We start from the raw sequence: 26725 nt of genomic DNA, 5'->3' as shown, positions 1-26725 counted from the left end.
TTTCTATGATTTACCAAAAACATGATATAAATCATAAAATAAGAGGCTTCTAACGACTCTTTTTTATGAGGCGAAGCGGGTCCGTCATTACACTCCTTTGCTGAGGGATCCTGCATAAAGAAAAGGCGCCCATGGCGCCTTTTGCAAGTTGTTTATCCGGTTAGGTCGAGTATTTGCTCAGGCCTGAGGGGTGAATCTCACTGCTGGATAAAGCGCATGGAGAGATCGAGCGCCCGCACATGCTTGGTGAGCGCCCCGACCGAGATAAAATCGACGCCGGTGGCCGCAAACTCGGCCAGAGTGTCGAGGGTGACATTGCCCGAGACTTCGAGCTTGGCGCGGCCCTGATTGATGGCGACCGCTTCCCGCATCATGGTCACGTCGAAGTTGTCCAGCATCACGATATCGGCCTTTGCCGCCAGCGCCTGTTCCAGCTCAGCCAGCGTTTCGACTTCTACCTCTACCGGTTTGCCCGGATTGAGATGACGAGCCTCGCTAATTGCCTCGGCAATGCCGCCACAGGCGAGGATATGGTTCTCTTTGATGAGGTAAGCGTCGTAGAGGCCGATGCGGTGGTTCTTGCCACCGCCGCAGGTGACCGCGTACTTCTGGGCGGTGCGCAGCCCGGGGATGGTCTTGCGGGTGTCGAGCAGACGGCAGTCGGTGCCCTCCAGCTCTGCCACATAGCGGGCGGTGAGGGTGGCGACGCCGGATAGGGTCTGGACAAAGTTCAGCGCATTGCGCTCGCCGGTCAGCAGCAGGCGGGCAGGGCCGTGGAGGCGGAAAAGCTCCTGATTGGGGGAGAGCACTTCCCCATCCTGCACCTTCCACTCCACCTTCACCTCGCTGCCGAGTTGTACGAACACCTCGTCGACCCAGGGCTGGCCGCAGAATACTCCTGCTTCACGGGTGATCACCCGAGCAGTGGCCATCCGATCGGCCGGGATCAGCTGGGCGGTGATATCGGCGCTGGTGTCCGGTTGGTCCAGTGTGGTGAGGGCATCGCCCAGATCTTCGAGTAGTGCGGCGCGCACGGCGCGGCTGACATCCTGTTGAAACATGCCTTATTCCTGCAAGGGTCTGAGCAGCAGTTGCCGCTCCTTTTGAACCAGCTCCAGCCGACCGAGGGCGTTCATGCCAACCAGCACTTCGTCACCGTCTGCCGCCGGATTGATAAAGATGGCCAGATCGTACAAGGTCAATGGCCCCATCGCCAGCGTTTCGATGGTGCCGTTGCCGACCCGGATCTGCCCCGCGGCGGTATTGACCTGGCTGCTGCCATGAGCGGTCAGGCCGAGCCGCTCTGCAACCTGCTGCGGGATGGTGATACGGGTGGCGCCGGTATCGAGCAGCAGTTGCACCGGCTGGCCGTTGATGGCACCCTCCAGACGATAGTGGCCGCTCTGGTCGGCCCGCAGCAACAGCTCGCCGCTGGCGGTGACGCTTGGTTGGTTGCGGGAGTGAAAATAGAGGGTTAGCAGGCCCATCAAAGAGAGCCAGGCCAGTAACCACATCCAGCGTGCCGTGTGCTGCATACCCCATCCATATCGAGCGGAAGATGACTCAGCCTAACATACCATTTCCCTTTGATTCAGTGAGTTGGTGTCGGGTTGCCTATCAGGTATCTTCGTTTTCTCGCCATTTATCAGCCAACTCGAGTAGCCGATGACTCAACTCCCTTCGCAACCTTGTTTCTCTATCGATGCCGCTGGCTGGTGCCAGCAGGCGCGCCGGGTGCCTTCTCCCCATCACAACGAACGGGCAGCGCCGGACGATATCTCCCTGCTGGTGGTGCATGGCATCAGCCTGCCGCCGGGGGAGTTTGGTGGCCCCTTTATCGACGATCTCTTTATGGGGCGACTCGACCCGGAGGCTCACCCCTATTTTGCCGGTATCCATCAGTTGCGGGTCTCGGCCCATTGCCTGATCCGCCGTGATGGCGAGCTGGTGCAGTATGTGCCGTTCGGCAAGCGCGCCTGGCATGCGGGGGTATCGAGCTGGCAGGGGAGGGAGGCGTGCAATGACTTCTCCATTGGTATCGAGCTGGAGGGGACTGACGAAATCCCCTACACCGAGGCTCAATACCGGGCGCTGGCGGGGCTCACACGAGCCATATCGGAGCGCTATCCGGCGATTACCCACGAAAAAATTGTCGGCCATTGCGATATCGCGCCAGGGCGCAAGACGGATCCCGGAGCCAATTTCCAGTGGGATTACTACCGGCAACTACTAAACAGCTAAAGTAAATATTAAAATTTAGTTTGGATTTTAAAATCAATGGCTTGCCTATCTGGCAGGCCATTTTTGTCTCTGGTTGCGCAAATGTTATTTGTGAGCATGGTCAAGAATATTGGTCAGACCATTTTCTATGAGCTAAATCATGTTTCCCCTGCTTTACCCCTTAAGTGGTGGGGTTGATTCTTGACTCAGATCATCTTTTGAGTGGACTTTTCAAAAGGCCTCTGCTAATTTTCGCCCCATCCATAAAATTGGTAATACCAATTTAACAAAGTAGCCTCATGCCCTATCGCAAGATTACGCAACCCAAGTTGGCCGACTCCATTGTCGCCGAGCTGGAACAGATGATTCTGGAAGGCAGCCTGCAACCGGGGCAGAAATTGCCTCCCGAGCGGGAACTCGCCATCCAGTTTCAGGTATCGCGCCCCTCCTTGCGCGAAGCCATCCAGCGACTGGAAGCGCGCGGATTGCTTTATCGCCGTCAGGGCGGCGGCACTTATGTGCAGAATGCCCTGAGCAAGGGGATCGCCGATCCTCTGTTCGAACTGCTCAGTACCCACCCGGAAGCCCAGTATGACCTGCTGGAGTTTCGCCACGCGCTGGAAGGCATTTGTGCCTACTACGCGGCCTTGCGGGGAACCGGGTCTGATTTCGAGCGTATTCGTCAGGTGCAAACCACCATCGAAGAGGCGGGCCAACTCGGTTCGCTGGTGGCCGAGTCGGCAGCCGTGACCCAGTTCTATCTGGCGGTGGCCGAGGCGTCCCACAACGTGGTGCTGCTGCACCTGCTGCGGGCCATGAGCCCCATGCTCGAACAGAACATTCTGCAGAATAACGAGATTTTGAATCGCCGCCCGGGAGTGGTAGCCAAGATACGTCGCCATCGCGCGAATCTGATCGAGGCTATTCTTTCGGGGGCTCCGGAGCGGGCCAGAACAGCTTGTCATGAGCATCTGGCCTTTATCGAGGACACCTTGTTGGATATGCAGAGGGAAGACAGCCGGATCCAGCGATCCATGCGTCGGATCCGTCAGCAGGAAAACTAATCCCACAAGGCTCTATTGTCGAATGCTTGCGCCCTTCGCCGTGCAATGCCGTGCAATCACAACAACATAGGAACCAGCCATGTCTGATATCCTGAAGAACGATGTGGACCCGATAGAAACGCTGGAGTGGCTTGCCTCTCTGGAATCCCTGCTGCGTGAAGAGGGTCCGCAACGCGCTCAGTTCATCCTTGAACAGTTGGCCGAGAAAGCCCGCGTAAGCGGTGTGGACGTGGCTGCCAAGGCAAATCGCGATTACATCAACACCATCCCGTGCAGCGATGAGCCGGACTACCCGGGTGACCTGGAGATGGAACGCCGCATTCGCGCCATCATCCGCTGGAACGCCATGATGATCGTGCTGCGCGCGTCCAAGAAAGACCTGGACCTGGGTGGTCACATGTCTTCCTTCGCTTCTTCTGCGACCATCTATGATGTCTGCTTCAACCACTTCTTCCGTGCTCGCAACGAGAAAGATGGTGGCGATCTGGTTTACTTCCAGGGTCACATCTCCCCGGGCATCTACGCCCGTGCGTTTGCTGAAGGTCGTCTGACCGAAGAGCAGCTGGACAACTTCCGTCAGGAAGTGGACGGCAAGGGTATCCCTTCCTATCCGCACCCGAAACTGATGCCGGACTTCTGGCAGTTCCCGACCGTCTCCATGGGTCTGGGCCCCATCGCCGCCATCTATCAGGCTCGCTTCCTGAAGTACCTGACCGACCGTGGTATCAAGGATTGCTCCGAGCAGACCGTTTACGCCTTCCTGGGTGATGGCGAGATGGACGAGCCGGAAGCCAAGGGTGCCCTGACCGTTGCCGTGCGTGAAAAGCTCGACAACCTGGTGTTCGTGGTTAACTGCAACCTGCAGCGTCTGGATGGTCCGGTTGTCGGTAACGGCAAGGTCATCAACGAGCTGGAAGGCCTGTTCGCTGGCGCCGGTTGGGATGTCACCAAGGTTATCTGGGGTCGCAAGTGGGATGAGCTGCTGAAGAAAGACACTTCCGGCAAGCTGATCCAGCTGATGAACGAGACCGTGGACGGTGACTACCAGACCATGAAGTCCCGCGACGGTGGCTACATCCGCGAGCACTTCTTCAACCGTTATCCGGAAACTGCCGCGCTGGTCAAAGACATGACCGACGAGGAGATCTTCGCCCTGAACCGCGGTGGTCACGATCCTCGCAAACTGTTCGCTGCATTCAACAAGGCGACCCAGACCAAGGGCAAGCCGACCGTTATTCTGGCCAAGACCATCAAGGGTTACGGCATGGGTGAAGCGGCCGAAGGCAAGAACATCGCTCACCAGGTCAAGAAGATGGAGCTGGACTCCGTGCGTCACCTGCGTGACCGCTTCAACCTGCCGGTGGCCGACGAGCAGCTGGCCGATCTGCCTTACCTGAAGATCGAAGCCGGTTCTGCCGAGCACAAATACCTGCACGACCGTCGCACTGCCCTGAAAGGCTATGTGCCGACCCGTCTGCGCGAAAGCACCACCAAGCTGGAAATCCCGGCGCTGGATGCCTTCGGCCCGCTGCTGGGCGAGCAGGCGCGCGAAATCTCCACCACCATGGCGTTCGTGCGTTCCCTGAACGTGATGCTGAAAGACAAGTCCATCGGCAAGCGCATCGTCCCGATCCTGGCTGACGAAGCCCGTACCTTCGGTATGGAAGGTCTGTTCCGCCAGATCGGTATCTACAGCCCGCACGGTCAGCAGTACACCCCGCAAGACCGCGACATCGTCTCCTACTACAAGGAAGACAAGCAGGGTCAGGTTCTGCAAGACGGTATCAACGAGCTGGGCGCCATGTCCTCCTGGCTGGCTGCTGCGACCTCTTACAGCACCAACGATTGCCCGATGATCCCGTTCTACATCTACTACTCCATGTTCGGTTTCCAGCGGATCGGCGACATGGCGTGGGCAGCCGGTGACCAGCAAGCCCGTGGCTTCCTGCTGGGTGCAACCTCCGGTCGTACTACCCTGAACGGCGAAGGTCTGCAGCACGAAGATGGTCACAGCCACATCCTGGCGAACACCATCCCGAACTGCATCTCCTACGACCCGTCCTACGCCTATGAAGTGGCGGTGATCGTACAGGACGGCCTGCGCCGCATGTACGGTGAGAACCCGGAGAACGTGTTCTACTACATCACCACCCTGAACGAGAACTACGCCATGCCGGCCATGCCGGAAGGCGCCGAGGAAGGCATCCGCAAGGGTATCTACAAGCTGGAATCCGTAGCCGGTGCCAAGGCGAAAGTTCAGCTGCTGGGTTGTGGTTCCATCCTGGGTCACGTGCGCAAGGCTGCCCAGATCCTGGCCAGCGAGTACGGCATCGGTTCCGATGTGTTCAGCGTCACCTCCTTCAACGAGCTGGCTCGTGACGGTCAGGACGCGGATCGCTGGAACATGCTGCACCCGACTGCCGAAGCTCGCGTACCGTACATCGCTCAGGTACTGGGTTCCGAAGCCACCATCGCTGCGACCGACTACATGAAGTCCTTCGCCGATCAGGTTCGCGCCTTCGTTCCGACCGAGAACTACCGTGTGCTGGGTACCGACGGTTACGGCCGTTCCGACAGCCGTGCCAACCTGCGTCGTCACTTCGAAGTGAACGAGTTCTACGTGGTGGTTGCTGCTCTGACCGAACTGGCCAAGCGCGGCGAGGTAGACAAGCAGGTTGTGGCCGACGCCATCGCCAAGTACGGCATCGATGCCGACAAGGTCAACCCGCTGTACGCGTAAGTGGATCAAGGGTCGCGCCGTCATACGGCGCGACCCTGCCAGGATTTAAAACGGTTAACGCGAGATGTGCGTGGCGGCATCAGCCAGCCACGCGGATCGACGCAAGAGGATAAAGCACAATGTCCAAACAGATTATGGTGCCGGATATCGGCGCCGATGAGGTTGAAGTCACCGAGATCATGGTGGCCGTGGGTGACAAGGTCGAGCTGGACCAGTCCATCATCGCGGTAGAAGGCGACAAGGCCTCCATGGAAGTACCGGCCCCGTCTGCCGGTATCGTTAAAGAGATCCTGATCAAGGTGGGCGACAAGGTTGCCACCGGTTCCCAGATCATGATCTTCGAAGCCGAAGGCGCTGCCGCCCCTGCTGAAGTGGCTGCACCGGTTGCTGCTGCTCCGGCCGCCGCACCTGCCGCTGCCGTGCGCAAAGATGTGCACGTACCGGACATCGGTGACGACGAAGTGGACGTGACTGAAATCATGGTTGCCGTCGGCGACATGGTAGAAGCTGACCAGTCCATCATTGCCGTGGAAGGTGACAAGGCCTCCATGGAAGTACCGGCACCGTTCGCAGGCCGCGTAGTCGAGATCAAGGTTGCCGCTGGTGCCAAGGTCTCTACCGGCTCTCTGGTGATGGTATTTGAAGTAGCTGGCGCTGCGCCTGCTGCCGTTGCTGCTCCGGCTCAAGCTGCCGCGCCCGTGGCTGCTGCCCCGGTTGCCGCTGCGGCCAAAGAGGTCAACGTACCGGATATCGGTGGCGACGAAGTGGAAGTCACCGAGATCATGGTTGCCGTGGGTGACAAGGTTGAAGCTGACCAGTCCCTGATCGCCGTGGAAGGTGACAAGGCCTCCATGGAAGTGCCTGCGCCGTTCGCCGGTGTGGTCAAAGAGATCAAGGTGAAGGCGGGTGACAAGGTCTCCACCGGTTCCCTGATCATGGTCTTCGAAGTAGCTGGCGCTGCTCCTGCTGCCGCGCCGGTTGCTCAAGCTGCCGCTCCGGTCGCTGCAGCCCCTGTTGCCGCTGCTCCGGCTCCGGTTGCCCAGGCTGCTGCCGCTGCGACCGATTTCGTTGCCAACGATGCCTATGTACACGCCTCCCCGGCAGTACGCCGTCTGGCGCGCGAGTTTGGCGTCAACTTGGCCAAGGTGAAAGCCTCCGGTCGCAAGGGCCGCATCGTCAAAGAAGACGTACAAGCCTACGTGAAGGATGCCATCAAGCGTGCCGAGTCCGCTCCTGCCTCTGCCGGCGTAGCCGGTGGCAACGGTCTGGGCGTACTGCCGTGGCCGAAGGTAGACTTCAGCAAGTTCGGTGATGTGGAAGAGGTCGAGCTGACCCGCATCCAGAAGATCTCCGGTCCGAACCTGCACCGCAACTGGGTCATGATCCCTCATGTCACCCAGTTCGACGAAGCCGATACCACCGAGCTGGAGGCGTTCCGCAAAGAGCAGAATGCGATGCTCGAGAAGCAGAAGGCAGACGTGAAGATCACCCCGCTGGTGTTCATCCTGAAAGCCGCCGCCAAGGCGCTGGAAGCTCACCCGCGCTTCTGCAGCTCACTGTCCGAAGATGGCAGCAAGCTGATCATGAAGAAGTACATCCACATCGGTGTGGCGGTAGATACCCCCAACGGTCTGGTTGTGCCCGTGGTGCGTGATGTTAACAAGAAGGGCATCATGGAGCTGTCTCGCGATCTGGCCGAGATCTCCAAGAAGGCCCGTGCCGGCAAGCTGACCGCTGCCGACATGCAGGGCGGTTGCTTCACCATCTCCAGCCTGGGTGGCATCGGCGGTACCAGCTTTACCCCGATCGTCAACGCGCCGGAAGTGGCCATCCTGGGCGTATCCAAGTCCGAGATGAAGCCGAAGTGGAACGGCAAAGAGTTTGCGCCGCGCCTGATGCTGCCGCTGGCTCTGAGCTACGACCACCGCGTGATCGATGGTGCCGATGGGGCTCGCTTCATCACCACCATGAACGGCGTGCTGTCCGACATTCGTCGACTGGTCCTGTAAGTGAGAGGGCGGGCCCAGAGCCTGCCCTTTTTACTTCTCATTTCATTAACATGATCGTAAACTTGCCCCGTTTTTTTCACGGCTGCAGCCACCCGTTTCGGTATAAGACTGCGCTGTCCGGGGATATAAGAACGACAAAGAGGTCATGATGAGTAAAGAAATCAAAACCCAGGTCGTAGTACTGGGTGCTGGCCCTGCCGGTTATTCCGCTGCTTTCCGTGCAGCCGATCTGGGTCTGGATACTATTATCGTCGAGCGTTACTCCACCCTGGGTGGCGTCTGCCTGAACGTGGGCTGCATCCCCTCCAAGGCGCTGCTGCACGTTGCCAAAGTGATTGAAGAAGCCAAGGCGCTGGCCGAGCACGGCATCGTCTTCGGTGCACCGCAGACCGACATCGACAAGATCCGTCTGTGGAAAGAGAAGGTTATCAACCAGCTGACCGGCGGTCTGGCTGGCATGGCCAAGATGCGTAAAGTTCAGGTTGTTAACGGCTTGGGTAAATTTACCGGCCCGAACACCCTGGAAGTGGAAGGTGCCGACGGCAAGACTACCGTGACCTTCGACAACGCCATCATCGCGGCCGGTTCCCGTCCGGTGAAACTGCCGTTCATCCCCCACGATGACCCGCGCGTATGGGACTCTACCGATGCGCTGGAGCTGAAAACCGTTCCCGGCAAACTGCTGGTTATCGGTGGCGGCATCATCGGTCTGGAGATGGGTACCGTTTACTCCTCTCTGGGTTCCGAGATCGACGTGGTGGAATTTGCCGACCAGCTGGTTCCGGCTGCCGACAAAGACATCGTCAAGATCTATACCAAGCGCGTCGCCAAGAAATTCAACATCATGCTGGAGACCAAGGTCACCGCAGTTGAAGCGCGCGAAGACGGCCTGTACGTCTCCTATGAAGGCAAGCACGCTCCGGCCGAGCCGGTTCGTTACGACAACGTGCTGGTTGCCGTAGGTCGTGTGCCGAACGGCAAGATGCTGGATGCCGAGAAAGCTGGCGTTGCCGTGACCGAGCGCGGTTTCATCGAGGTGGACAAGCAGCTGCGTACCAACGTGGCGCACATCCACGCCATCGGTGACATCGTTGGCCAGCCGATGCTGGCACACAAAGGTGTGCACGAAGGTCACGTTGCCGCCGAAGTGATCGCCGGCAAGAAGCACTACTTCGACCCGAAAGTGATCCCGTCCATCGCCTACACCGAGCCAGAGATGGCATGGGTTGGTCTGACCGAGAAGGAAGCCAAGCAACAGGGCCTGAACTTCGAAGTCGCCACCTTCCCGTGGGCTGCTTCCGGTCGCGCCATTGCGTCCGACTGCTCCGACGGTATGACCAAGCTGATCTTCGACAAGGAGAGCGGCCGCGTCATCGGTGGTGCCATTGTCGGTACCAACGGTGGTGAACTGCTGGGTGAAATCGGTCTGGCCATAGAGATGGGTGCCGACGCCGAAGACATCGCGCTGACCATCCACGCTCACCCGACTCTGCACGAGTCCGTGGGTCTGGCTGCCGAAGTGTTCGAAGGCTCCATCACCGACCTGCCGAACGCCAAGGCCAAGAAGAAAAAGTAATTTTCTTCCCCGCTTGTCTAAAAAGCCGCTCGAATGAGCGGCTTTTTGTTTTCTCCGTGCAGCCCCGACTTCGACAAAGCCCAATATGCTAAAGATAGGTTTTGGCACTGACGAGAGAGGCACGATGCTAGAAGCACCCATTCCACCCGATGAGGCATTGCGGTTGGAGACCTTGCGGCGGCTCTCTTTGCTGGATTCCGAGGCCGAGGAGCGGTTTGATCGGCTGACCCGCATGGCCCGACGGGTGTTCAATGTCCCCATCGCGCTGGTGAGTCTGGTGGATGAAGATCGCCAGTGGTTCAAATCCTGTATCGGACTGGAGGTCCGCGAGACCGCGCGGGACATCTCGTTTTGTGGCCACGCCATCATGGGCAATGAGACCTTTATCGTGCCGGATGCTTCGCAGGATCCCCGCTTTGCCGACAATCCGCTGGTGGTAGGCGGGCCCGGCATCCGCTTCTATGCCGGACAGCCACTGCGGATCGCCAACGGCTGCAAACTGGGGACACTCTGCATCATCGATACGGTGCCGCGGGAATTGAGTGAGGAGGATGTGGTGCTGCTCAAGGATCTGGCGGCGATGGTGGTGCGGGAGCTCGAAGCGGTGCAGCTGGCCACCATTGATGAGTTGACCCTGATCTCCAATCGGCGCGGGTTCGTGATGCTGGCGGAGAAGAGCCTCTCGCTGGCCAGTCGCTTGCAGATGCCGCTGGCGCTGCTCTATCTGGATCTCAATGGCTTCAAGGGGATCAACGATCGGTGGGGGCATGCAGAAGGGGATCGGGCTCTGATCGCCTTTGCCACTCTGCTCAAGCAGGCTTTTCGGGGCGCAGACGTGTTTGCCCGCATGGGCGGCGATGAGTTCGCCGTCCTGTTGCCCAATGTGCTAGAGGCGCAGGCACAACTGGCCTATGAGCGTTTCAATGCCATGTTGGCCGAGCACAATCAGCACAGTGGTTGCGGCTATGCGCTGACCTGCAGCACCGGGATTGTCTGCTATGCCGGATTAGCCGCCACCAAAACAACAGAGAGCGCCACGGCGCTCTCTGTTGTTGATGACTCAGGTCAAGGTCGGGGTCAGAGCCGGAAGTTGCCGACCAGCTTGTCCAGCTGACCGGAGAGCTGCTGCAGGCTGCGGCTGGACTCGGTCAGCTGGTGGGCGATATCGGCGGTCTCCATGGTGAGCTGGTTGATATCTTCCACGTTGCGGTTGATCTCGCCGACCACGCTCGACTGCTCCTCGGTGGCGGTGGCGACCTGGATATTCATGTCGTTGATCTGGGTGATATGGGCGGTGATCTGGCCGAGGGCGGCGTTGGCCTCATCGGCCTGGCTCACCACCTCCAGACTTTGGTTACGCCCCTGCGCCATGGCGCTGACGGCGCGGGCACTCTGCTCCTGCAAGCGGTTGATCATCCCCTGGATCTCGGCAGTCGAGGCGGCGGAGCGGTTGGCCAGATTGCGCACTTCATCTGCCACCACGGCGAAACCGCGACCCTGTTCACCGGCGCGAGCGGCCTCAATGGCGGCGTTCAGTGCCAGCAGGTTGGTCTGCTCCGAGATGCTGCGGATGGTTTCGAGGATGCTGCCGATGGAGTCGGTCTGGCTCGCCAGCGACTCGATAACCCCGGCCACCTGCTCAATCTCGCCGGAGAGGTCGACGATGCCGTGGCGCGCCTGCGCTACCACTACTGCCCCTGCATCGGCCTGATCGTTGGCCTGTCTGGCTACTTCGGCTGCCAGCGAAGCGTTACCGGCGATCTCGCTCACCGTGGCCCCCATTTCGTGGATAGCGGTGGCCACCTGCACGGTGCGGTCACGCTGAGCAGTACAGTTGTGCTGGGTCAGCTGCGCCTTGTTGGCCACCTCGTTGGCGGTGGCCGCGAGCTGGCGGGAGTTCTCCGCCACCTGCTCGATGGAGCCGTGGATCTTGGCGACGAAGTTATTGAAGCCGGTGGCGACCTGACTCAGTTCGTCACGTCCTTCCACTTTCAGGCGCTGGGTAAGATCCCCATCGCCGCTGCCCAGCTCTTTGAACAGGCGGGCCAGCTCGTTGAGCGGGCGGCTGACCGAGCCTGCCAGCAAAATCCCCATCAGCCCCATGGCCAGCGCAATCACCAGCGAGATCATCAGGATCTCGTTGCGGGTCTGATCCAGCTCGGCATAGATCTCGGCTTCTGGCACCTGGGCCACCAGATACCAGTCGAGCAGCGGGATATAGCTGCTGGCCAGTACCATGGGTTCGCCGTTCACCTCGGCGTTGATGACGGCAAAGGGGCGTTTGGCCAGCAGGCTGCCGGTATCACCGCTGGCAATGTTGCCAAGCGTGTCACGCTCGATGCGGTTGGCCTCGGGGTGCAGCTTCACCTTGCCGCTGCCATCGACCATAAAGACGATGCCGCTCTCTTCCAGCCGGAAGTTGGAGACCATGGTCACCATGGTGTCGAGGGATTTGGCAAAGCCGGCCAGCCCGCGCCCGTTGAGCTGCTGGAAGTTGACGAACAGCTTCACCTCGCCGTTGCTCTCGCGGAAGATGCTGAGGGTCATCTCCTTCTGGCTCTTGGTGTAGTCATAGAACCAGGCGTCCTGTGTCGGGGTCAGGTTGCGCAGAAAGCCATCCTGGTTGTAGTAGGCTGCACTCTGGCGATCGGCGAAGGAGGCAGTCACCAGACCATACTGGTTGGCCACATCCTTGAGCTGGTTGATGAGGATTGGCTCCTGCTCTTTGGGCATGCCCCGATCCACCCAGTCGAGGATAAAGCGGTCGGTGGCCAGTTGGCGGGCTGCCTGGGCGATGCCGTGGAGATCCTGTTCAATCTCCTTGCTGATCCGCTGGGTCAGGTTGGGCAGCTCCTGCTCGAACATCCGGTTTTCGATCAGTTGCTGGGCCGAGCGTTGACTGAAGTAGCCTACCAGCAGGCAGGAGACGACCACGGCCAGGGTGACCGTGGCCAGTATTTTCTGTTTAAGAGTGAGGGTTGCCAGCATAAAGGTGCTCAAAAGGTTGAGATTGACGACGCTCATATTAGCGGCAGCGCGGCGCTACCCATGAGGCTTGCAGCCCTTTATTTGCGGATTACGTTTGCGCTCACAGGGGCGGCGGCTTGCCCCGTCGGCATGCTGCACAGGCGGGATGCGGATTGACGGTTGCGCTAACTGCCGGGCCCCTTATAGTAGAGGCCATCCTTGGTGACTGACCCTCTGAATAATATGGAAAATATGATGCGCAGCTTAGGTGCGGGATGGACCCGTCTGCTTTTGGTGATGCTGGCGGCGATGCCGCTGCTGGCTGTGGCGGCACAGGGGGAACGCCCGAAAATTGCGGTGGTGCTCAGCGGCGGCGGCGCCAAGGGATCGGCCCATATCGGCATCCTCAAGGTACTGGAGCAGAAACGGATTCCGGTCGACATCATAGTCGGCACCAGCATGGGCTCTTATGTGGCGGGGATGTACGCCATGGGGCTCAGTGCCGAGGAGGTGGAGCGCACCACCTTGGCCATCGACTGGAACAAGGGGTATCAGGACAAGGTTGGCCGCGACGAGCTGTCGCTGCGCAAGAAGCAGCAGAACGAGCAGTACCAACTGCGCACCGACATAGGGGTGAATGGCGACACCACCCAGCTGCCGGACGGTTTCTTCCAGGGCCAATCCATGGCCAGCCTGCTGCGGGGGGCCACCTCCAACCTGCCGGTGCAGGCGAGTTTCGATGATCTCCCCATACCCTACCGCGCCATGGCGACCGATATGGAGACGGTCACCCCCTTTGTACTGGATCACGGCAGCCTGGCCAAGGCGATGCAGGCCTCCATGTCCATTCCCGGCGCCCTCAAGCCGGTGGAGTGGGAGGGGCACATCCTGGCGGACGGCGGCAGCGTCAACAACATGCCGGTGGATGTCGCCAAGGCGATGGGGGCCGATGTGGTGATTGCGGTGGATATCGGTGCCAAGCTGCGTACCCGGGAGTCCCTCAAGTCAGGGTTGGCGATGATCGACCAGCTCACCACCTACATGACCCAGGTGGGCACCGACAAGCAGAAGGCGCTGATGGGGCCCAGGGATATACTGATCGCCCCCGAGTTTGGCGATATGGGGATCGCCGACTTTGCCCGGATGCCGGAGGGGATCAAGATCGGTGAGACGGCGGCTGACAAGGTGTCGCTGCAACTCGATAAACTGTCGCTCACCAAGGCGCAGTACAACGCCTATCGCAACCAGAAGCTGAGCCGCCGTGCCGAGCGTAGCGGTCAGCCCGCCTACTTCATCGACAAGGTGGAGATCATCAACAAGTCGCGCCTCTCCGACGAGACGGTGCGCGCCATGCTGAAAGTGCGGCCTGACAAGGTGCAGACCAACGAGAGTCTGGAGGCGGGCATTCGCCGCCTCTATGCCCTTGAGTCCTTTGACCGCATCACCTATGAGGTGGAGGAGCGTGATGGGGAGAACGTGCTGCTGGTGGACGCCAGCGAGAAGAACTGGGGGCCGGGCTACCTCAACTTCCAGTTCGGTTTCACCGATGACTTCGAGAACACCTCCAACTACAACGTCGGCATGTCCTATACCCTCACCAACGTCAACGAGTGGGGTGCCGAGTGGCTGACCGAGGCGTCGCTGGGCACGGCCAAACATATCAAGACCGACTTCTATACCCCGCTCGAACCCTCCCAGACCTTCTATGGTGAGGCGAGTCTGGCCTATGACCAGACCCTGCGCCGCCTGTTTTTCCCCAATCCGGATCCCGAGATGGTTTCGATAAGCTATCTCGACTCCGAATACTCCTTCTTCAGCGGTGATCTGGCGGTGGGCTGGAACCGCCAGCCCTGGAGCAGGTTGTCGATGGGGCTGGAGGGACAACTGGGCACGATTGATGTGAAGAACTTCAAGGGGCTGGAGATGGATGCCACGGCGTGGGGCCCCTATGTCCGCTTTGAACACGACAATCTGGATAGCCTCTATTTCCCCTATCAGGGGGTGAAATGGGACATGAAACTGGGCCACTCCCATGTCAGTGTGGATGGACTTGAGTCAGCAGATGGCCTCAGTGAAGGCTGGAATTATCAGCTCTCGATGATCAAGCCCTGGTCATGGGACAGGCACAGCCTCAACCTGATCCTCGAAGGGGGCGGCTCGGGCAGTGAAGAGGTGGTGCCGCTGCATATTCAGGATCTGGGCGGGCTGTTCCGCCTCTCAGGTTTCCAGCGCTACCAGCTGAGCGGTCGCTACAGCCTGTTTGGTGGCCTGCGCTACATCTATCGGGTGGCGGACAACGACTTTGGTGCCCTCAAGATGCCGCTCTATCTGGGTGGATCTCTGGAGCAGGGCGGGGTCTGGAACAAGGGTGAGGATATCAGTCTGGAGAGCTCCTTCACCGCCGGGTCGGTTTATGTCGGGGTGGAGAGCTTCCTTGGCCCTGTGTTCCTCGGCTACGGCATGGCAGAGGGGGGCAATGACGTCTTCTATCTGCAATTGGGCAGTACGTTCGAATAATGCTGAAATGATGCCAATTTGTTAACTCTGGTTGAGGGCGTTCAATTAATTTTCAAAAAATACCAGTCTGTTTAATTGGTTACGATTTTGTGGTGAATAAGTAAACAGGGTTTGGATTTTAATTAGTCGTTAAAACTTATATAGTGGGGAGCACCCTACGGGGTGTCCCGCAAGGACGATCGCCGCGAGCGTGGGCGAACCCCAAAAAAAGACCAAAGAGGAATTAGTCGTGCTTGAAACATACCGTAAACACGTCGCAGAACGTGCCGCCGAGGGCGTGGTTGCCAAACCTCTGGATGCAGAGCAGGTCGCCGCCCTGGTAACGCTTCTCAAGAACCCGCCCGCTGGCGAAGAAGACTTTCTGAAAGAGCTGTTGTCCTCCCGTATTCCCCCCGGTGTTGATGAAGCGGCCTATGTCAAAGCCGGTTTCCTCACCGCCGTCGCCAAGGGCGAAGCCCACTCTCCCATCCTGACTGCCGCCGAAGCCGTTGAGCTGCTGGGCACCATGCAGGGTGGTTACAACATTCAACCGCTGATCGACCTGCTGGATCACTCCACTCTGGCGCCGCTTGCCGCCAAGGGGCTCTCCCATACCCTGCTGATGTTTGACTCCTTCCACGACGTGGAAGAGAAGGCCAAGGCGGGCAATGTCCACGCCAAACAGGTGATGCAGTCCTGGGCTGATGCCGAGTGGTTCCTCTCCCGCCCGGAGCTGGCCGAGAAGATCACCGTCACCGTGTTCAAGGTGACCGGAGAAACCAACACCGACGACCTCTCGCCGGCACCGGACGCCTGGTCCCGCCCGGACATTCCGCTGCACGCCCTGGCGATGCTGAAAAACGCCCGTCCCGGCATTACTCCGGACAAGGATGGCGCCGTCGGCCCCATCAAGACCATCGATGCCCTGAAAGAGAAGGGCTTCCCGCTGGCCTACGTGGGTGACGTGGTCGGTACCGGCTCTTCCCGTAAATCCGCCACCAACTCGGTGCTCTGGTTCATGGGCGACGACATTCCGTTCGTGCCGAACAAGCGCGCTGGCGGTGTCTGTCTGGGTGGCAAGATTGCCCCGATCTTCTTCAACACCATGGAAGATGCCGGCGCACTGCCTATCGAAGTGGACGTCTCCAAGCTGGAGATGGGCGATGTGATCGACATCTACCCCTATGCCGGCAAGATCTGCAAACACGGCACCGAACAGGTGCTGGCACAGTTTGAATTGAAAACCGATGTACTGATCGACGAAGTGCGCGCCGGTGGCCGTATCCCGCTGATCATCGGCCGTGGCTTGACTGACAAGGCCCGCGAGGCGCTGGGTCTGCCGTTCTCCACCGTATTCCGTCGCCCGCAGCCGGTGGCCGATACCGGTAAAGGCTTCACCCTTGCCCAGAAGATGGTGGGCAAGGCGTGCGGCGTGAAGGGCATTCGCCCGGGCACTTACTGCGAGCCCAAGATGACCACGGTCGGCTCCCAGGACACCACGGGCCCGATGACCCGCGACGAGCTCAAAGATCTGGCCTGTCTCGGCTTCTCCGCCGATCTGACCATGCAGTCCTTCTGCCACACTGCCGCCTATCCGAAGCCCATCGACGTACAGACCCACCACACCCTGCCGGACTTCATCATGAACCGCGGCGGTGTGAGCTTGCGTCCGGGTGACGGCGTCATCCACTCCTGGCTGAACCGCATGCTGCTGCCGGATACCGTGGGTACCGGTGGTGACTCCCACACCCGTTTCCCCATCGGCATCTCCTTCCCGGCGGGCTCCGGTCTGGTGGCTTTCGCCGCCGCCACCGGCGTGATGCCGCTGGACATGCCGGAATCCGTGCTGGTGCGCTTCAAGGGCGAGCTGCAACCGGGCATCACCCTGCGTGATCTGGTCCATGCCATTCCCTATGCCGCCATCCAGAAAGGGCTGCTGACCGTCGAGAAAGCGGGCAAGAAGAACATATTCTCCGGCCGCATCCTCGAGATCGAAGGTCTGCCGACCCTGAAGGTAGAGCAGGCGTTCGAACTGGCTGACGCCAGTGCCGAGCGCTCCGCTGCCGGTTGCACCATCAAGCTGGATAAAGAGCCGATCATCGAGTATCTGAAGTCCAACATCGTGATGCTGAAATGGATGCTCTCCGAAGGCTACGGCGACGTGCGCACCATTACCCGCCGCATCAAGGGGATGGAAGAGTGGCTGGCCAACCCGGTGCTGATGGAAGCGGACAAGGATGCCGAGTACGCCGAAATCATCGAGATCGATCTGGCCACCATCAAGGAGCCAATCCTGTGTGCGCCGAACGATCCGGACGATGCCCGTCTGCTGAGCGACGTGGCTGGCGACAAGATCGACGAGGTGTTCATCGGTTCCTGCATGACCAACATCGGTCACTTCCGTGCCGCCGGCAAACTGCTCGAGAAGTATCAGGGCGAGCTGCCGACCCGCATGTGGATCGCGCCGCCCACCAAGATGGACAAGGATCAGCTGACCGAAGAGGGCTACTACGGCATCTTTGGTCGCGTCGGTGCCCGCATCGAGATCCCGGGCTGCTCCCTGTGCATGGGTAACCAGGCGCGGGTAGCGGAAGGAGCCTCGGTGGTCTCCACTTCCACCCGTAACTTCCCGAACCGTCTGGGTAAAGGTGCCAACGTCTATCTGGCCTCTGCGGAGCTGGCAGCCGTTGCCGCTATCCTCGGCAAGATCCCGACCGTGGCGGAGTATCTGCAGTACGCCAAGGCGCTCGATGCCACTGCGGCAGATACTTACCGCTACCTCAACTTCAACGAGATCGCCTCCTACACCAAGAAGGCTGATGCGGTGATCCTGCAGCAAGCCGTTTAACGGAGTTCTTGCGCAATTTGCGCGATAAGAAGCCAATAATGCCGCGTATTTACGCGGCATTATTTATTTGTGTGTTATTCACCGTCTTTTTTGAAGATTGTTTGCACGATCCTTGCTAGAGAGATCCAACCACCTGTTTGGTGGTTCGTTTTATAAACGCTTTGGGTTATGTTGTTCGGTTATGTGCGGTAATGATGAGGCATCGTTATCGAGGGAAAGTGGATATCTGTTCACTGGGTGCTTGCGTTGGCAGGCCTGACGAATTGCGGCGTGGTTCTTTATGTTTCTGTTCAGGATCGATCTCTCCCGAACCGGGTTACGCTTCGGCGGTGCCTTGCTGGTCTTTACCCTGCCGCTGCTGGTGGGAGCTTGGCTCATCCACAGCAATTATGTGCAGGAGCTGAAAGCGGAATCCAGCGCCTCGGCCCACAAGGCCAGAACCCTGATGGAGTCGATGCTGGATCATGCGGAGCAGGCTAATCGCTCCGTGCTGCCTCTGGTGAATGCTCCCTGTCGCGACAATCTGCTGGTGCTGCGCAAGAAGGTCGCCATCGAGCCCTTCCTGCGTTCGGTCAATCTGGTACGAAACGGCATCATCAATTGCACCTCGCTGTTTGGTGAGGCCAATGATGCCGATGACGGCTCCATCTACACCGGCCGCAAGCTGCTGCTGATGAGTGGCAACCGGGTGCGGCAAAATCACCCGCTGCTGGTAGTGCGCACCGAGCAGGGCAAGGATGCCGCCTTGAGCGCCATCGACAGTACCCAGCTCAGCTTCATGCTCTCCATGAGCGGAAAATCCAGTGCGCTCTATCTGCAGGTGGGGTCGGCCTGGCTCAATGAGTCTGGCCGTTATCTGAGCGAGGCGCCCACCCTCCATCGCGGGATCAGCCAGGTCCTTACCTCATCCCATTATCCTTTCACCATCCTTGCCGGTTATGCCATGCCGGTCTACTGGAAGTCGCTGTGGGCCGCGCGGCATGTGGCGCTGTCGTGGCTGGCGGTTTCCTCGCTTTTGCTGGCCTGGCTGGTGTGGTGGGTGCTGGGGCGCCCCGGCTCGCCAACAGATGAGTTGCGACGCGCCCTGCGGGCCAGGGAGTTTGTTCCCTATCTGCAACCGCTGATTGCCAGCCACGATGGCAAGATGATGGGCGCCGAGGTGTTGATGCGCTGGGAGCATGTCAATGAAGGGGTGATCCGGCCCGATCTCTTTATTCCGCAAGCGGAGGAGTCGGGACTGATCGTCCCCATGACCACCCATATCATGAAGCAGGTGGCGACACGGTTGAACCGCTCTCAGGAGCAGTTGCCCGATGGGTTTCATATCAGCTTCAACATCAGCGCCGCCCATTGCCACGATTTTGCCCTGCTGGCCGAGTGTCGCGCCTTCCTCGGTCACTTTGTTCCCGGCAAGGTGGTACTGGTGCTGGAACTGACCGAGCGGGAGCTGCTGATGTCAGATCCCCAGACCCTCTCCCTGTTCCGCCAGCTGGACGAGATGGGGGTCAAACTCGCCATCGACGACTTTGGTACCGGCCACTCCAGCCTGGCTTACCTGCAGCAGTTCCATGTGGATTACCTCAAGATCGACAAATCCTTTATTGCCCGCATCGGTACCGAGTCGCTCTCGGAACATATCGTGGACAACGTGATCGATCTGGCGACCCGGCTCGGTCTGGCGCTGGTGGCAGAAGGGGTGGAGAGCGAGCGTCAGGCTGACTACCTCAGGGCCAAAGGGGTCGATTATCTGCAGGGGTATCTGTTTGCCCGCCCCATGCCGCTGCGCCAGTTTTGCGAGGAGCTGCTGCCGGAAGAGGCACAAACCCGCCAGCCAGATGGGGTACGAGGCATCCCGAACGCCACCTGATCTATCGGTGACAGACGGGCGGCCACGCTCCTGTATGGCTGGGTAGGGAAGTGTTCTCTCCCTATCCCCCCTCGACTGCAGGGGCTTGTTTTTCATGCCTTGCGGCTCGCTTTTCGGTAGAATCAGCGCTCATTTTGACGTCAGTAAAAGATGAGGCGCGGTATGACGGTTCAGTTCCAGGCATTTCACAGCATCAAGGCGATCGGTAATCGGGAGGTGCTGTTCAACTGGTCGAGAACCAATCCCCTCGGGGCGCTGGATCAGGTGTGGCGCCCGAAAAGCCGCGACGAGTTGCAAATGCTGCTGCGGGAACACCCCGAGCGCAAGCTGCGTCTTATCGGCTCCGGCCTCTCTTTCGAACCCATCCACAGCGTCTATGCCGAAGGCAGTCAGGCGCTGCTGGTGGACTTGCACCACCTGCGCGGCCAGCTGGCGAAAACTGCCGATACCGTGACCTATCAGGCGGGGACGCCACTCGATATCGTTTATGCCGAGCTGATCGCCATGGAGCGGATGCTGCCCGCATCCCCGGGCGTTATCGGCATCCAGACCCTGGGCGGCGCCCTCAGCACCGGCACCCACGGCCAGGGGCTGCACCAGTCAGCCCTCTGCGATGCGGTGGAGGCGATGACGGTGATGCTGGCCAGTGGCGACATCATCCGGGTGGATCGCACCGATCCGCGCTTCGGCGCCTTCGTGATGGGGATGGGGATGCTCGGCATCCTGCTCGACGTCACCCTGCGCACCGTACCGAACCGCATTATGCGCTGCACCAAGTTCACCACCGATTACCCCTTCCTGTTGGAGCACAACGAGCGGCTCAACCGCGAGCACAGCTTCGTGAAAAGCTGGTGGTTTGCCTGGACCGGCGAGAGCCACATCTGGCTGGTGGATCCCGCTTCCGATGACGAGGTGGCCCGCTACCGCGCAGGCGGCAGCGAGCCGCTGCTGCTGGATGGCGATATCGACGCCCGCATGAACGCCACCATAGATGCCACTTTGCAGAAGATGGCGAAGGACACCAAGGATGAGGCGCTGGCGGGTGAGCACTTCGAGACGGTGCGCCGCTTCAAGGATGCCTCCGATCTGGTGGGCAACGTCTACCAGATCCTCTGCAAGGGGATCCCGGCCCCCCAGATCAACTGTGAGGTGGCGGTGCCGCTTCATCGCATGAACGAGGCACTGGAGACCCTGCAGGCCTGGCAGCAGGCCAACCCGGGCGTGCTGCACTACCCCTTTATCCTGCGATGTACCGGCCCCTCCGAGGCCTGGCTCAGCGCCGCTTATGGCCAGTCGGTCTGCTGGATCGGTTTTCTGGTCTATCTGGCGGCGGACGGCACCTTCGTCAACGGCTCCATGGAGCAGATGCGCGAGCTGCAGCAACTGCTGGCGCCGCTTGGCGGCATCCCCCACTTCGGCAAGCATCTGGCGATGGATCTCTACGACTTCCCGGCCCTGCTGCCGCGCTGGAACGACTTCGTGGCGTTGAAAGCCGAGCTCGACCCCCACGGCCGCTTTGAAAACCGCTGGCTCAGCGACCTGTTTGCCAACCGGTAAGGAGCTGACATGACCGATATGCAAGATACCCGTATCCCAGTGACCCTGCTGACCGGCTTTCTCGGTAGCGGCAAGACCACCTTGCTCAACCACTGGGTCAAACAGCCGGAGCTCGGCGAGTGCGCCGTGCTGATCAACGAGTTCGGCTCGGTGGGGCTGGATCACCATCTGGTGCAGCAGGTTGATGAGCAGGTGATGCTGCTCGACTCCGGCTGCATCTGCTGCTCGGTGCAGGGCTCCCTGGTGGAGGCGCTGCAGGGGCTCTTTATGAAGGCCATCCAGCGCAAGATCAAACCGTTCAAGCGGCTGATTATCGAGACCACTGGCCTCGCCGATCCGGCCCCCGTGCTCTTCACGTTGAGGGAAGAGGGCTTTATCGCCCAGCGCTACCGCTTCGATGGCACCGTCACTGTGGTGGATGCCGGTCATATCGAGCAGCAGTTGGCGGCCCAGTATGAGGCGGTGAAGCAGGTGGCGCTGGCGGATCTGCTGGTGGTGAGCAAGGGGGATCTGGTGGAGGACGAACAGCTGGCGCGGGTCGAAGCCCAGCTGGCTGCACTCAACCCGGCGGCCCCGATCCAGCAGGTGACCAATGGCGAACTGTCGCCAGCAGTGCTGGAGAAGCTCGGCGCCTACAACGAAGCGGCGGGGCGCGATGTGCGCCAGCTGCTGGCCTGGCTGCGCACCGAATCCCCCAAGCAGGGGCTGGCGTCACCGATGCAGCCGAAGATGCAACCGTTCGCCGCCAAGGTGGGCACAGCTGCGCCCACCCACTTCGAGCACGGCAACATCGAGAGTTTCTCCCTGCGTATCGGTGAGCCGCTCAAGCCCTCTCGTCTGCTGGCCGCCATCGATGCGGTGCAGGCGCAGTATGGCGATGCCCTGCTGCGCCTCAAGGGGATCTTGCAGCTGGAGGGGGAGAGCCAGCCGGTGGTGATCCACGGCGTCCACGGCCAGCTCTATCCGCTGCAGGCGCTGGGCGACTGGCCGGAGGGCAAGGCCCAGTCCCGACTGGTGTTTATCGTCAAGAGTCAGGACAAGGCCGGTATCGAGCAGCTCTTTATGGCGACCCTCAAGGCCCCCGAGCCCACTCTGGAAGAGCGGCTCAAAGCCATGCTGGGTCAGCCCGACAACTGATCTTGCGCGTTGCAGCTCTCCTGTACCGGGTCAGGACGGTGACGGTTGAACAACACAAACGCCACCGGCACAAAGTAGAACGAGAGCAGGGTCGCCAGCGCTGTGCCACCGGCGATGGCGATGGCAAAGGGGGGCCAAAAGCCGCCGCCCCCCAGCAATAGCGGGATGAAGCCGCCCACCGTGGTGATGGTGGTCGAGACGATGTGGCGGCTGCAACCGGCCACCAGGTCACGGATCTGCGGCAGATTGCCCTGTTGTGCCTGCGGGTCTGCCTTCAGCTCGGCCAGAATGACGATGGCGGCGTTGATGGCCAGCCCCATCAGTCCCAGCAGGGCGATGATCACCGTAAACCCGAAGGGGTAGCCCAGCAACCAGACCCACAGCAGCCCGAGCCCCGCCGACTGGATCGCCACCAGGGTGACGATGCCTGCCAGCCGGAACGAGTTGAAGCTGAGCACCAGCACGGCCACCAGCAGCACGGCGACCAGGCTGACGTGAGCCATCAGATTGCCCACCGATTCATCCCGCTTGGCGGCTTCCCCGCCAAACTCCAGTCGATAGCCCGGCGGTAACGCCAGCGCCTTGGTGGCCAGCCTCTCTTTGACCTGCTCCAGCACGGTTTGCGGCAGTACGCCGACCGCCAGATAGGCCTCCAGCACATTGACCCGCTCACCATCCCGACGGCTGATCTCCCCCCAGCTTGGCAGCAGTTCGGGAGTGGCCAGTGCCCGCAAGGTGAGATTGGCAGCCCCTTGCTGGCCGGTGCCGGTGAGCGACAGCGGCACATTGAGCAGCGCATCCGGATCCTGACGCAAGGGCTCGGCCAGCCGCACCCGAACCGGGATTGACTCGGTGCCTTCCAGCACAGTGCCGCCCAACCTGCCATCCAGTGCGCCAGCCAGCCGGGAGGCAACATCGGTCAGGCTCATGCCTGCCAGTCGGGCGGCCTCCTCATCGACCTGCAACCAGAGTTTGGGGGCCCCGGCCTGCAAGGTGGCGCGGGTCTGCACCACTGCCGGGGTATTGGCGAGCAGACTGCGCAGCTCCTCTCCCAGACGGTGTAGTTGTTCAAGGTCGGGGCCAAACAGCCGCAGCTCGACCGGGGCATTGAAAGGCGGCCCCTGTTCCAGCTTGCGCACCAGGATCTGCGCTTCAGGAAATTTTGCATCGAGCCGCTGCTGCAGTTGTGGAATGAGCCGCTCGGCGGCATCGGCATCCTGCAGGGTGATCATCCCCTGGGCGTAATCGGCCCGCCCCTGTTTTCTGGGGACCAGGTTGTAGTAGAAGCTGGGTGCGTTGTCGCCCACCACCCAATCCTGGCGAACCAGCTCGGGGAGGCTGGCCAACTCGGCGGAGATCCCCAGTGCCAGCTCGCGGGTGCGCGCCAGGCTCGCCTGTGGGGAGAGGCTGGCCTCGATGTGGATCATGTCCCGGTCGGCAGGGGGAAAGAACTGTTCGGTGAGGCGGCCCGCCACCCAGAAACCGATCAGGGGCAGCAGACTGACCAGCAGCAGGGTACGCCAGGGGTGAGCCAGCGCCATGGCGATGCTCTGCTGGAAACGGGCGCTCACCTGGGGCAGGTGCAAGCCATCCTGATACCAGCGTCCCCCCTGGTCACTGCCAATCCAGCGAGCTGCAAGGCCAGCCACCAGGGTGTGGGCGATGAGGTAGGATCCCAACAGCGAACAGATCACCGCCCAGGCGATACCGCCGACAAACTCGCCCGCCGGGCCCGGCATCAGAATGATCGGCATAAAGGCGAGCATGGTGGTGAGGGTGGAGCCCAGCAGTGGCAGCCAGAGGTGGCCGATGGCTTCCAGTGCGGCGGCACTCATGGCCATGCCGTGGCGGCGCTGATACTGCACCCGATCCGCCATGACGATGGCGTTGTCCACCATGATCCCGAGCGCTACCACCAGACCGGTGACCGACATCTGGTGAATGGGCAGATTGATCAGGTTCATGCAGGCGAATGAGAACGCCACGGTAAGCGGCAGCGACAGGGCCACGATAATGGCGGCCTTGACCCCCAAGGTCACCAGCAGCACGGCCACTATGATGAGGAAGCCCTGCACAATGTTGATGAGCAGGGTGTCGAGCCGCTGATCGGTATAACGCTGCTGATCGAAGCTGGTGACGAGGCCTATATTATCCGGCAAGTCCTGTTGCAGCTGGGCCAGCATGGTATCGACCCGTGCCGACCAGAGGTCGATGCGGTGATCCTGTGCCATGCGCAGGCCGACCACCACGGCCCGCTCACCATTGGCAAAGGCCAGCTGGCTCTCCGGTTGGTGCAGGGTACGCCGTACCTCGGCCAGATCGCCAAGGCGCAGGGTCTGGCCCTGCTCGCCGGTACGCAGCGGGATCTGGCGGATCCGCTCCAGGGTATCGAGGGCGCCGCGGATCTCTACCTGAAAGCGATTGTGGCTGCCCTGCAACTCCCCGGCGGCCACTTTGGCATCGGCACCGCTTAGCGCCTGGGCAAGCTGTTCGCCACTCATGCCGCTGGCACTGAGGGCGAGGGGATCGAACCGCACCTCGATCTCCTCCTGCGGTGCTCCGACCCGCTCGACGTATTCGGTGCCCGGCAGCTGGCGAGCCCGGCGTTCCAGCTCGGCGCTGTAGCGGGCGAGGCGATCCAGCTGCGGCTGGCCCGGCCCGCGCCAGACCACATTGACCAGCCGGGTGAAGGGGTAGCCCTTCTCGTCATCCAGCTTGGGGGCACTGGCGCCGGCTGGCAGTCCGGCGGCAAGATCTGCCAGCCGGTCACGGACTCTGGACCAGACAGGCTCGACATCGCTGACCTCATCCTTGAGCTCCAGATTGATGATGGAGAGACCGGGGCGAGAGCTCGACTCGATCAGCTTGATCTCGCTCTGGGCCCGCAGCCGGTTCTCGATGGGCTCGCTCACCAGCGCTTCCACCCGTTCGGCGCTGGCCCCGGGGAAGTGGGTAACCACGCTGGCAAAACGGCTGGTGAGCTGGGGATCTTCGGTTCTGGGCAGGGTCTGCAATGCCGCAAGGGCGGCCGTCAGCAGCAGTGCGACCGTCAACAGCAGCAGGCGGCCATTCTCGATAAACGGGCGGATCATGACTGTGGCTCCGGATGCGCCGCCTGATGATCCACGCTGGTTGTCAGGGTGACCTGCTGGCCCGGCACCAGTTTATGCAGGCCATCGGTCACCAGCTGTTCTTGTCCGTTCAGGGCACCACTGATCCAGGCCCGCTCGCCATCTTGCTGCAGCAGGGTGACGTCCCGACTGACCACTCGGGGTGGCGTTTCGTCGTTGAGCAGGTAGAGGGTCCAGCTGCCGCGCAATCCCTGGGTCAGTGCGGTGAGCGGCACTTCGTAAGCGCGGGTGGGCTCGCGGGTCTGATGCAGCAGGGTGATCAGTTGCCCCTCTGCCAGTTGTTCGCCGCCCCGGATCAGCTGGAAGCGGGCGGTGCGGGTGTGGGTCTGCCCGTCCACTTGTACCCCCAGATTAAGCAGGCGCCCCTCCAGTGATTGCGCACCGCTTTGCAGGGGGTAGTGTTGGCCGACGATCAGGGACTCGGCCTGTTTCACCGGCACGCCGATATCGGCCTCCCACTGGCCGCTGCGGGTCAGGGAGAAGAGAGGCTGGCCTGCGGCCACCACGGCCCCCAACGCCTGCTCGCGGCTGACTACGATCCCGTTGAAAGGGGCGCGCAGCTGTGATTTCTCCTGTTTGACCCGGTTGGCTTCGAGGGCGGCGGCCAGCTGGTTGGCGCTTGCCTCCAGCATGCGGACTTTGCCTTGCTGTTCATCCAGCGCCTGACGGGAGCTGAACTGCTGCTGGCGCAGGGCGGTGAGTCGATCGAGCGTCTGCCGGGCAAGAGTCAGCTCGGCCTCGTTCTGGGCTGCCCGGGCGGCCAGCTCTTTGGCTTCCACTGCCAGCAGCCGGGTATCCAGTGTGGCGAGCAGTTCGCCAGCCGCGACCGGCTCTCCGCGTCCCTTGTGCAGGGTAGCGATCCGCCCTGCCTGCTCGAAGCCTATCTGGCTGTGCTCGGGGGCGATCACCCGGCCATTGAAGCGGTGCAGCACCGGGTAGTGATCGCTGGCCTGCAGTGGCTGGGCGATCACCCGGGTCAGAGCGGGTGTTTCTTCTGACTCTGTGACCGGGCTGCAGCCACTCAGTAACAGCGCCAGCAGGATTAAGCAAAGTGTCATGACATCATCCTCTGGTTGACATAACATCAAATCACACCGGTGAGTCTAGTTTTTC

16 protein-coding genes are annotated in these 26725 nt (G+C 60.8%); 11 read left to right on the top strand and 5 right to left on the bottom strand.

Annotated elements, in window-relative coordinates:
- Positions 1-197: 197 nt before the first annotated feature.
- Together nadC and I6L34_RS08495 are read right to left on the bottom strand one after the other, a co-directional pair.
- The gene (gene nadC, locus I6L34_RS08500; RefSeq protein ID WP_216956587.1) at positions 198-1061 is read right to left on the bottom strand and encodes a carboxylating nicotinate-nucleotide diphosphorylase; all 864 of its coding nucleotides are present in this window, start codon (positions 1059-1061) and stop codon (positions 198-200) included.
- A gap of 3 nt (positions 1062-1064) precedes the next feature.
- The gene (locus tag I6L34_RS08495) at positions 1065-1535 is read right to left on the bottom strand and encodes a TIGR02281 family clan AA aspartic protease (protein ID WP_040068932.1); all 471 of its coding nucleotides are present in this window, start codon (positions 1533-1535) and stop codon (positions 1065-1067) included.
- Positions 1536-1665: 130 nt separating this feature from the next.
- On the opposite strand from I6L34_RS08495, the gene ampD reads away from it, so the two are divergent.
- The 6 genes from ampD (at position 1666) to I6L34_RS08465 (ending at position 10723) form a co-directional block, all read left to right on the top strand.
- Positions 1666-2241 carry a 1,6-anhydro-N-acetylmuramyl-L-alanine amidase AmpD gene (ampD, locus tag I6L34_RS08490; protein WP_216956584.1) on the top strand — a complete coding sequence of 192 codons (576 nt, stop codon included), beginning with the start codon at positions 1666-1668 and terminating at the stop codon, positions 2239-2241.
- Between the two features lie 278 nt (positions 2242-2519).
- Positions 2520-3284, top strand: a complete 765-nt coding sequence (gene pdhR, locus I6L34_RS08485; RefSeq protein ID WP_005336127.1) for a pyruvate dehydrogenase complex transcriptional repressor PdhR — start codon at positions 2520-2522, stop codon at positions 3282-3284.
- Positions 3285-3363: 79 nt separating this feature from the next.
- The gene (gene aceE / locus I6L34_RS08480) at positions 3364-6024 is read left to right on the top strand and encodes a pyruvate dehydrogenase (acetyl-transferring), homodimeric type (RefSeq protein WP_216956581.1); all 2661 of its coding nucleotides are present in this window, start codon (positions 3364-3366) and stop codon (positions 6022-6024) included.
- Between the two features lie 119 nt (positions 6025-6143).
- Positions 6144-8033, top strand: a complete 1890-nt coding sequence (aceF, locus tag I6L34_RS08475; RefSeq protein WP_005336125.1) for a pyruvate dehydrogenase complex dihydrolipoyllysine-residue acetyltransferase — start codon at positions 6144-6146, stop codon at positions 8031-8033.
- A 148-nt stretch (positions 8034-8181) separates the two neighbouring features.
- Entirely contained in the window at positions 8182-9609 is a 1428-nt protein-coding gene (gene lpdA / locus I6L34_RS08470; RefSeq protein ID WP_005336123.1) for a dihydrolipoyl dehydrogenase, read from the top strand.
- Between the two features lie 124 nt (positions 9610-9733).
- Positions 9734-10723, top strand: coding sequence for a diguanylate cyclase (locus I6L34_RS08465; protein WP_254202945.1), 990 nt, complete (start codon positions 9734-9736; stop codon positions 10721-10723).
- Here I6L34_RS08465 and I6L34_RS08460 read toward each other — a convergent pair.
- Positions 10687-12597 carry a methyl-accepting chemotaxis protein gene (locus tag I6L34_RS08460; RefSeq protein ID WP_058057591.1) on the bottom strand — a complete coding sequence of 637 codons (1911 nt, stop codon included), beginning with the start codon at positions 12595-12597 and terminating at the stop codon, positions 10687-10689. The genes I6L34_RS08465 and I6L34_RS08460 overlap by 37 nt on opposite strands.
- Before the next feature lie 234 nt (positions 12598-12831).
- Between I6L34_RS08460 and I6L34_RS08455 the strand changes: the two genes are divergently transcribed.
- The 5 genes from I6L34_RS08455 (at position 12832) to I6L34_RS08435 (ending at position 22481) form a co-directional block, all read left to right on the top strand.
- On the top strand, positions 12832-15093 hold the full coding sequence (locus tag I6L34_RS08455) for a patatin-like phospholipase family protein (RefSeq protein WP_058058643.1): 2262 nt from the start codon (positions 12832-12834) through the stop codon (positions 15091-15093).
- A 229-nt stretch (positions 15094-15322) separates the two neighbouring features.
- Positions 15323-17920, top strand: a complete 2598-nt coding sequence (acnB, locus tag I6L34_RS08450) for a bifunctional aconitate hydratase 2/2-methylisocitrate dehydratase (protein ID WP_216956578.1) — start codon at positions 15323-15325, stop codon at positions 17918-17920.
- A gap of 280 nt (positions 17921-18200) precedes the next feature.
- Positions 18201-19787, top strand: a complete 1587-nt coding sequence (locus I6L34_RS08445) for an EAL domain-containing protein (RefSeq protein WP_216956575.1) — start codon at positions 18201-18203, stop codon at positions 19785-19787.
- 162 nt (positions 19788-19949) lie between these two features.
- The gene (locus tag I6L34_RS08440) at positions 19950-21344 is read left to right on the top strand and encodes a D-arabinono-1,4-lactone oxidase (protein ID WP_216956572.1); all 1395 of its coding nucleotides are present in this window, start codon (positions 19950-19952) and stop codon (positions 21342-21344) included.
- Between the two features lie 9 nt (positions 21345-21353).
- Positions 21354-22481, top strand: coding sequence for a GTP-binding protein (locus I6L34_RS08435; RefSeq protein WP_042053550.1), 1128 nt, complete (start codon positions 21354-21356; stop codon positions 22479-22481).
- On the opposite strand, the gene I6L34_RS08430 is transcribed toward I6L34_RS08435, so the two are convergent.
- Both I6L34_RS08430 and I6L34_RS08425 read right to left on the bottom strand, forming a co-directional pair.
- Positions 22466-25573, bottom strand: a complete 3108-nt coding sequence (locus tag I6L34_RS08430) for an efflux RND transporter permease subunit (RefSeq protein ID WP_216956569.1) — start codon at positions 25571-25573, stop codon at positions 22466-22468. The genes I6L34_RS08435 and I6L34_RS08430 overlap by 16 nt on opposite strands.
- Positions 25570-26670 carry an efflux RND transporter periplasmic adaptor subunit gene (locus tag I6L34_RS08425; protein WP_216956566.1) on the bottom strand — a complete coding sequence of 367 codons (1101 nt, stop codon included), beginning with the start codon at positions 26668-26670 and terminating at the stop codon, positions 25570-25572. Before I6L34_RS08425 ends, I6L34_RS08430 begins: the two co-directional genes overlap by 4 nt.
- Positions 26671-26725: the final 55 nt, after the last annotated feature.

The organism is Aeromonas sp. FDAARGOS 1404, assembly GCF_019047085.1.
GTDB classification, from domain to species: Bacteria; Pseudomonadota; Gammaproteobacteria; order Enterobacterales; family Aeromonadaceae; genus Aeromonas; species Aeromonas veronii.
Note: the sequence above shows the minus strand (reverse complement) of the source record. Positions and strands in the feature narration are given on the sequence as shown.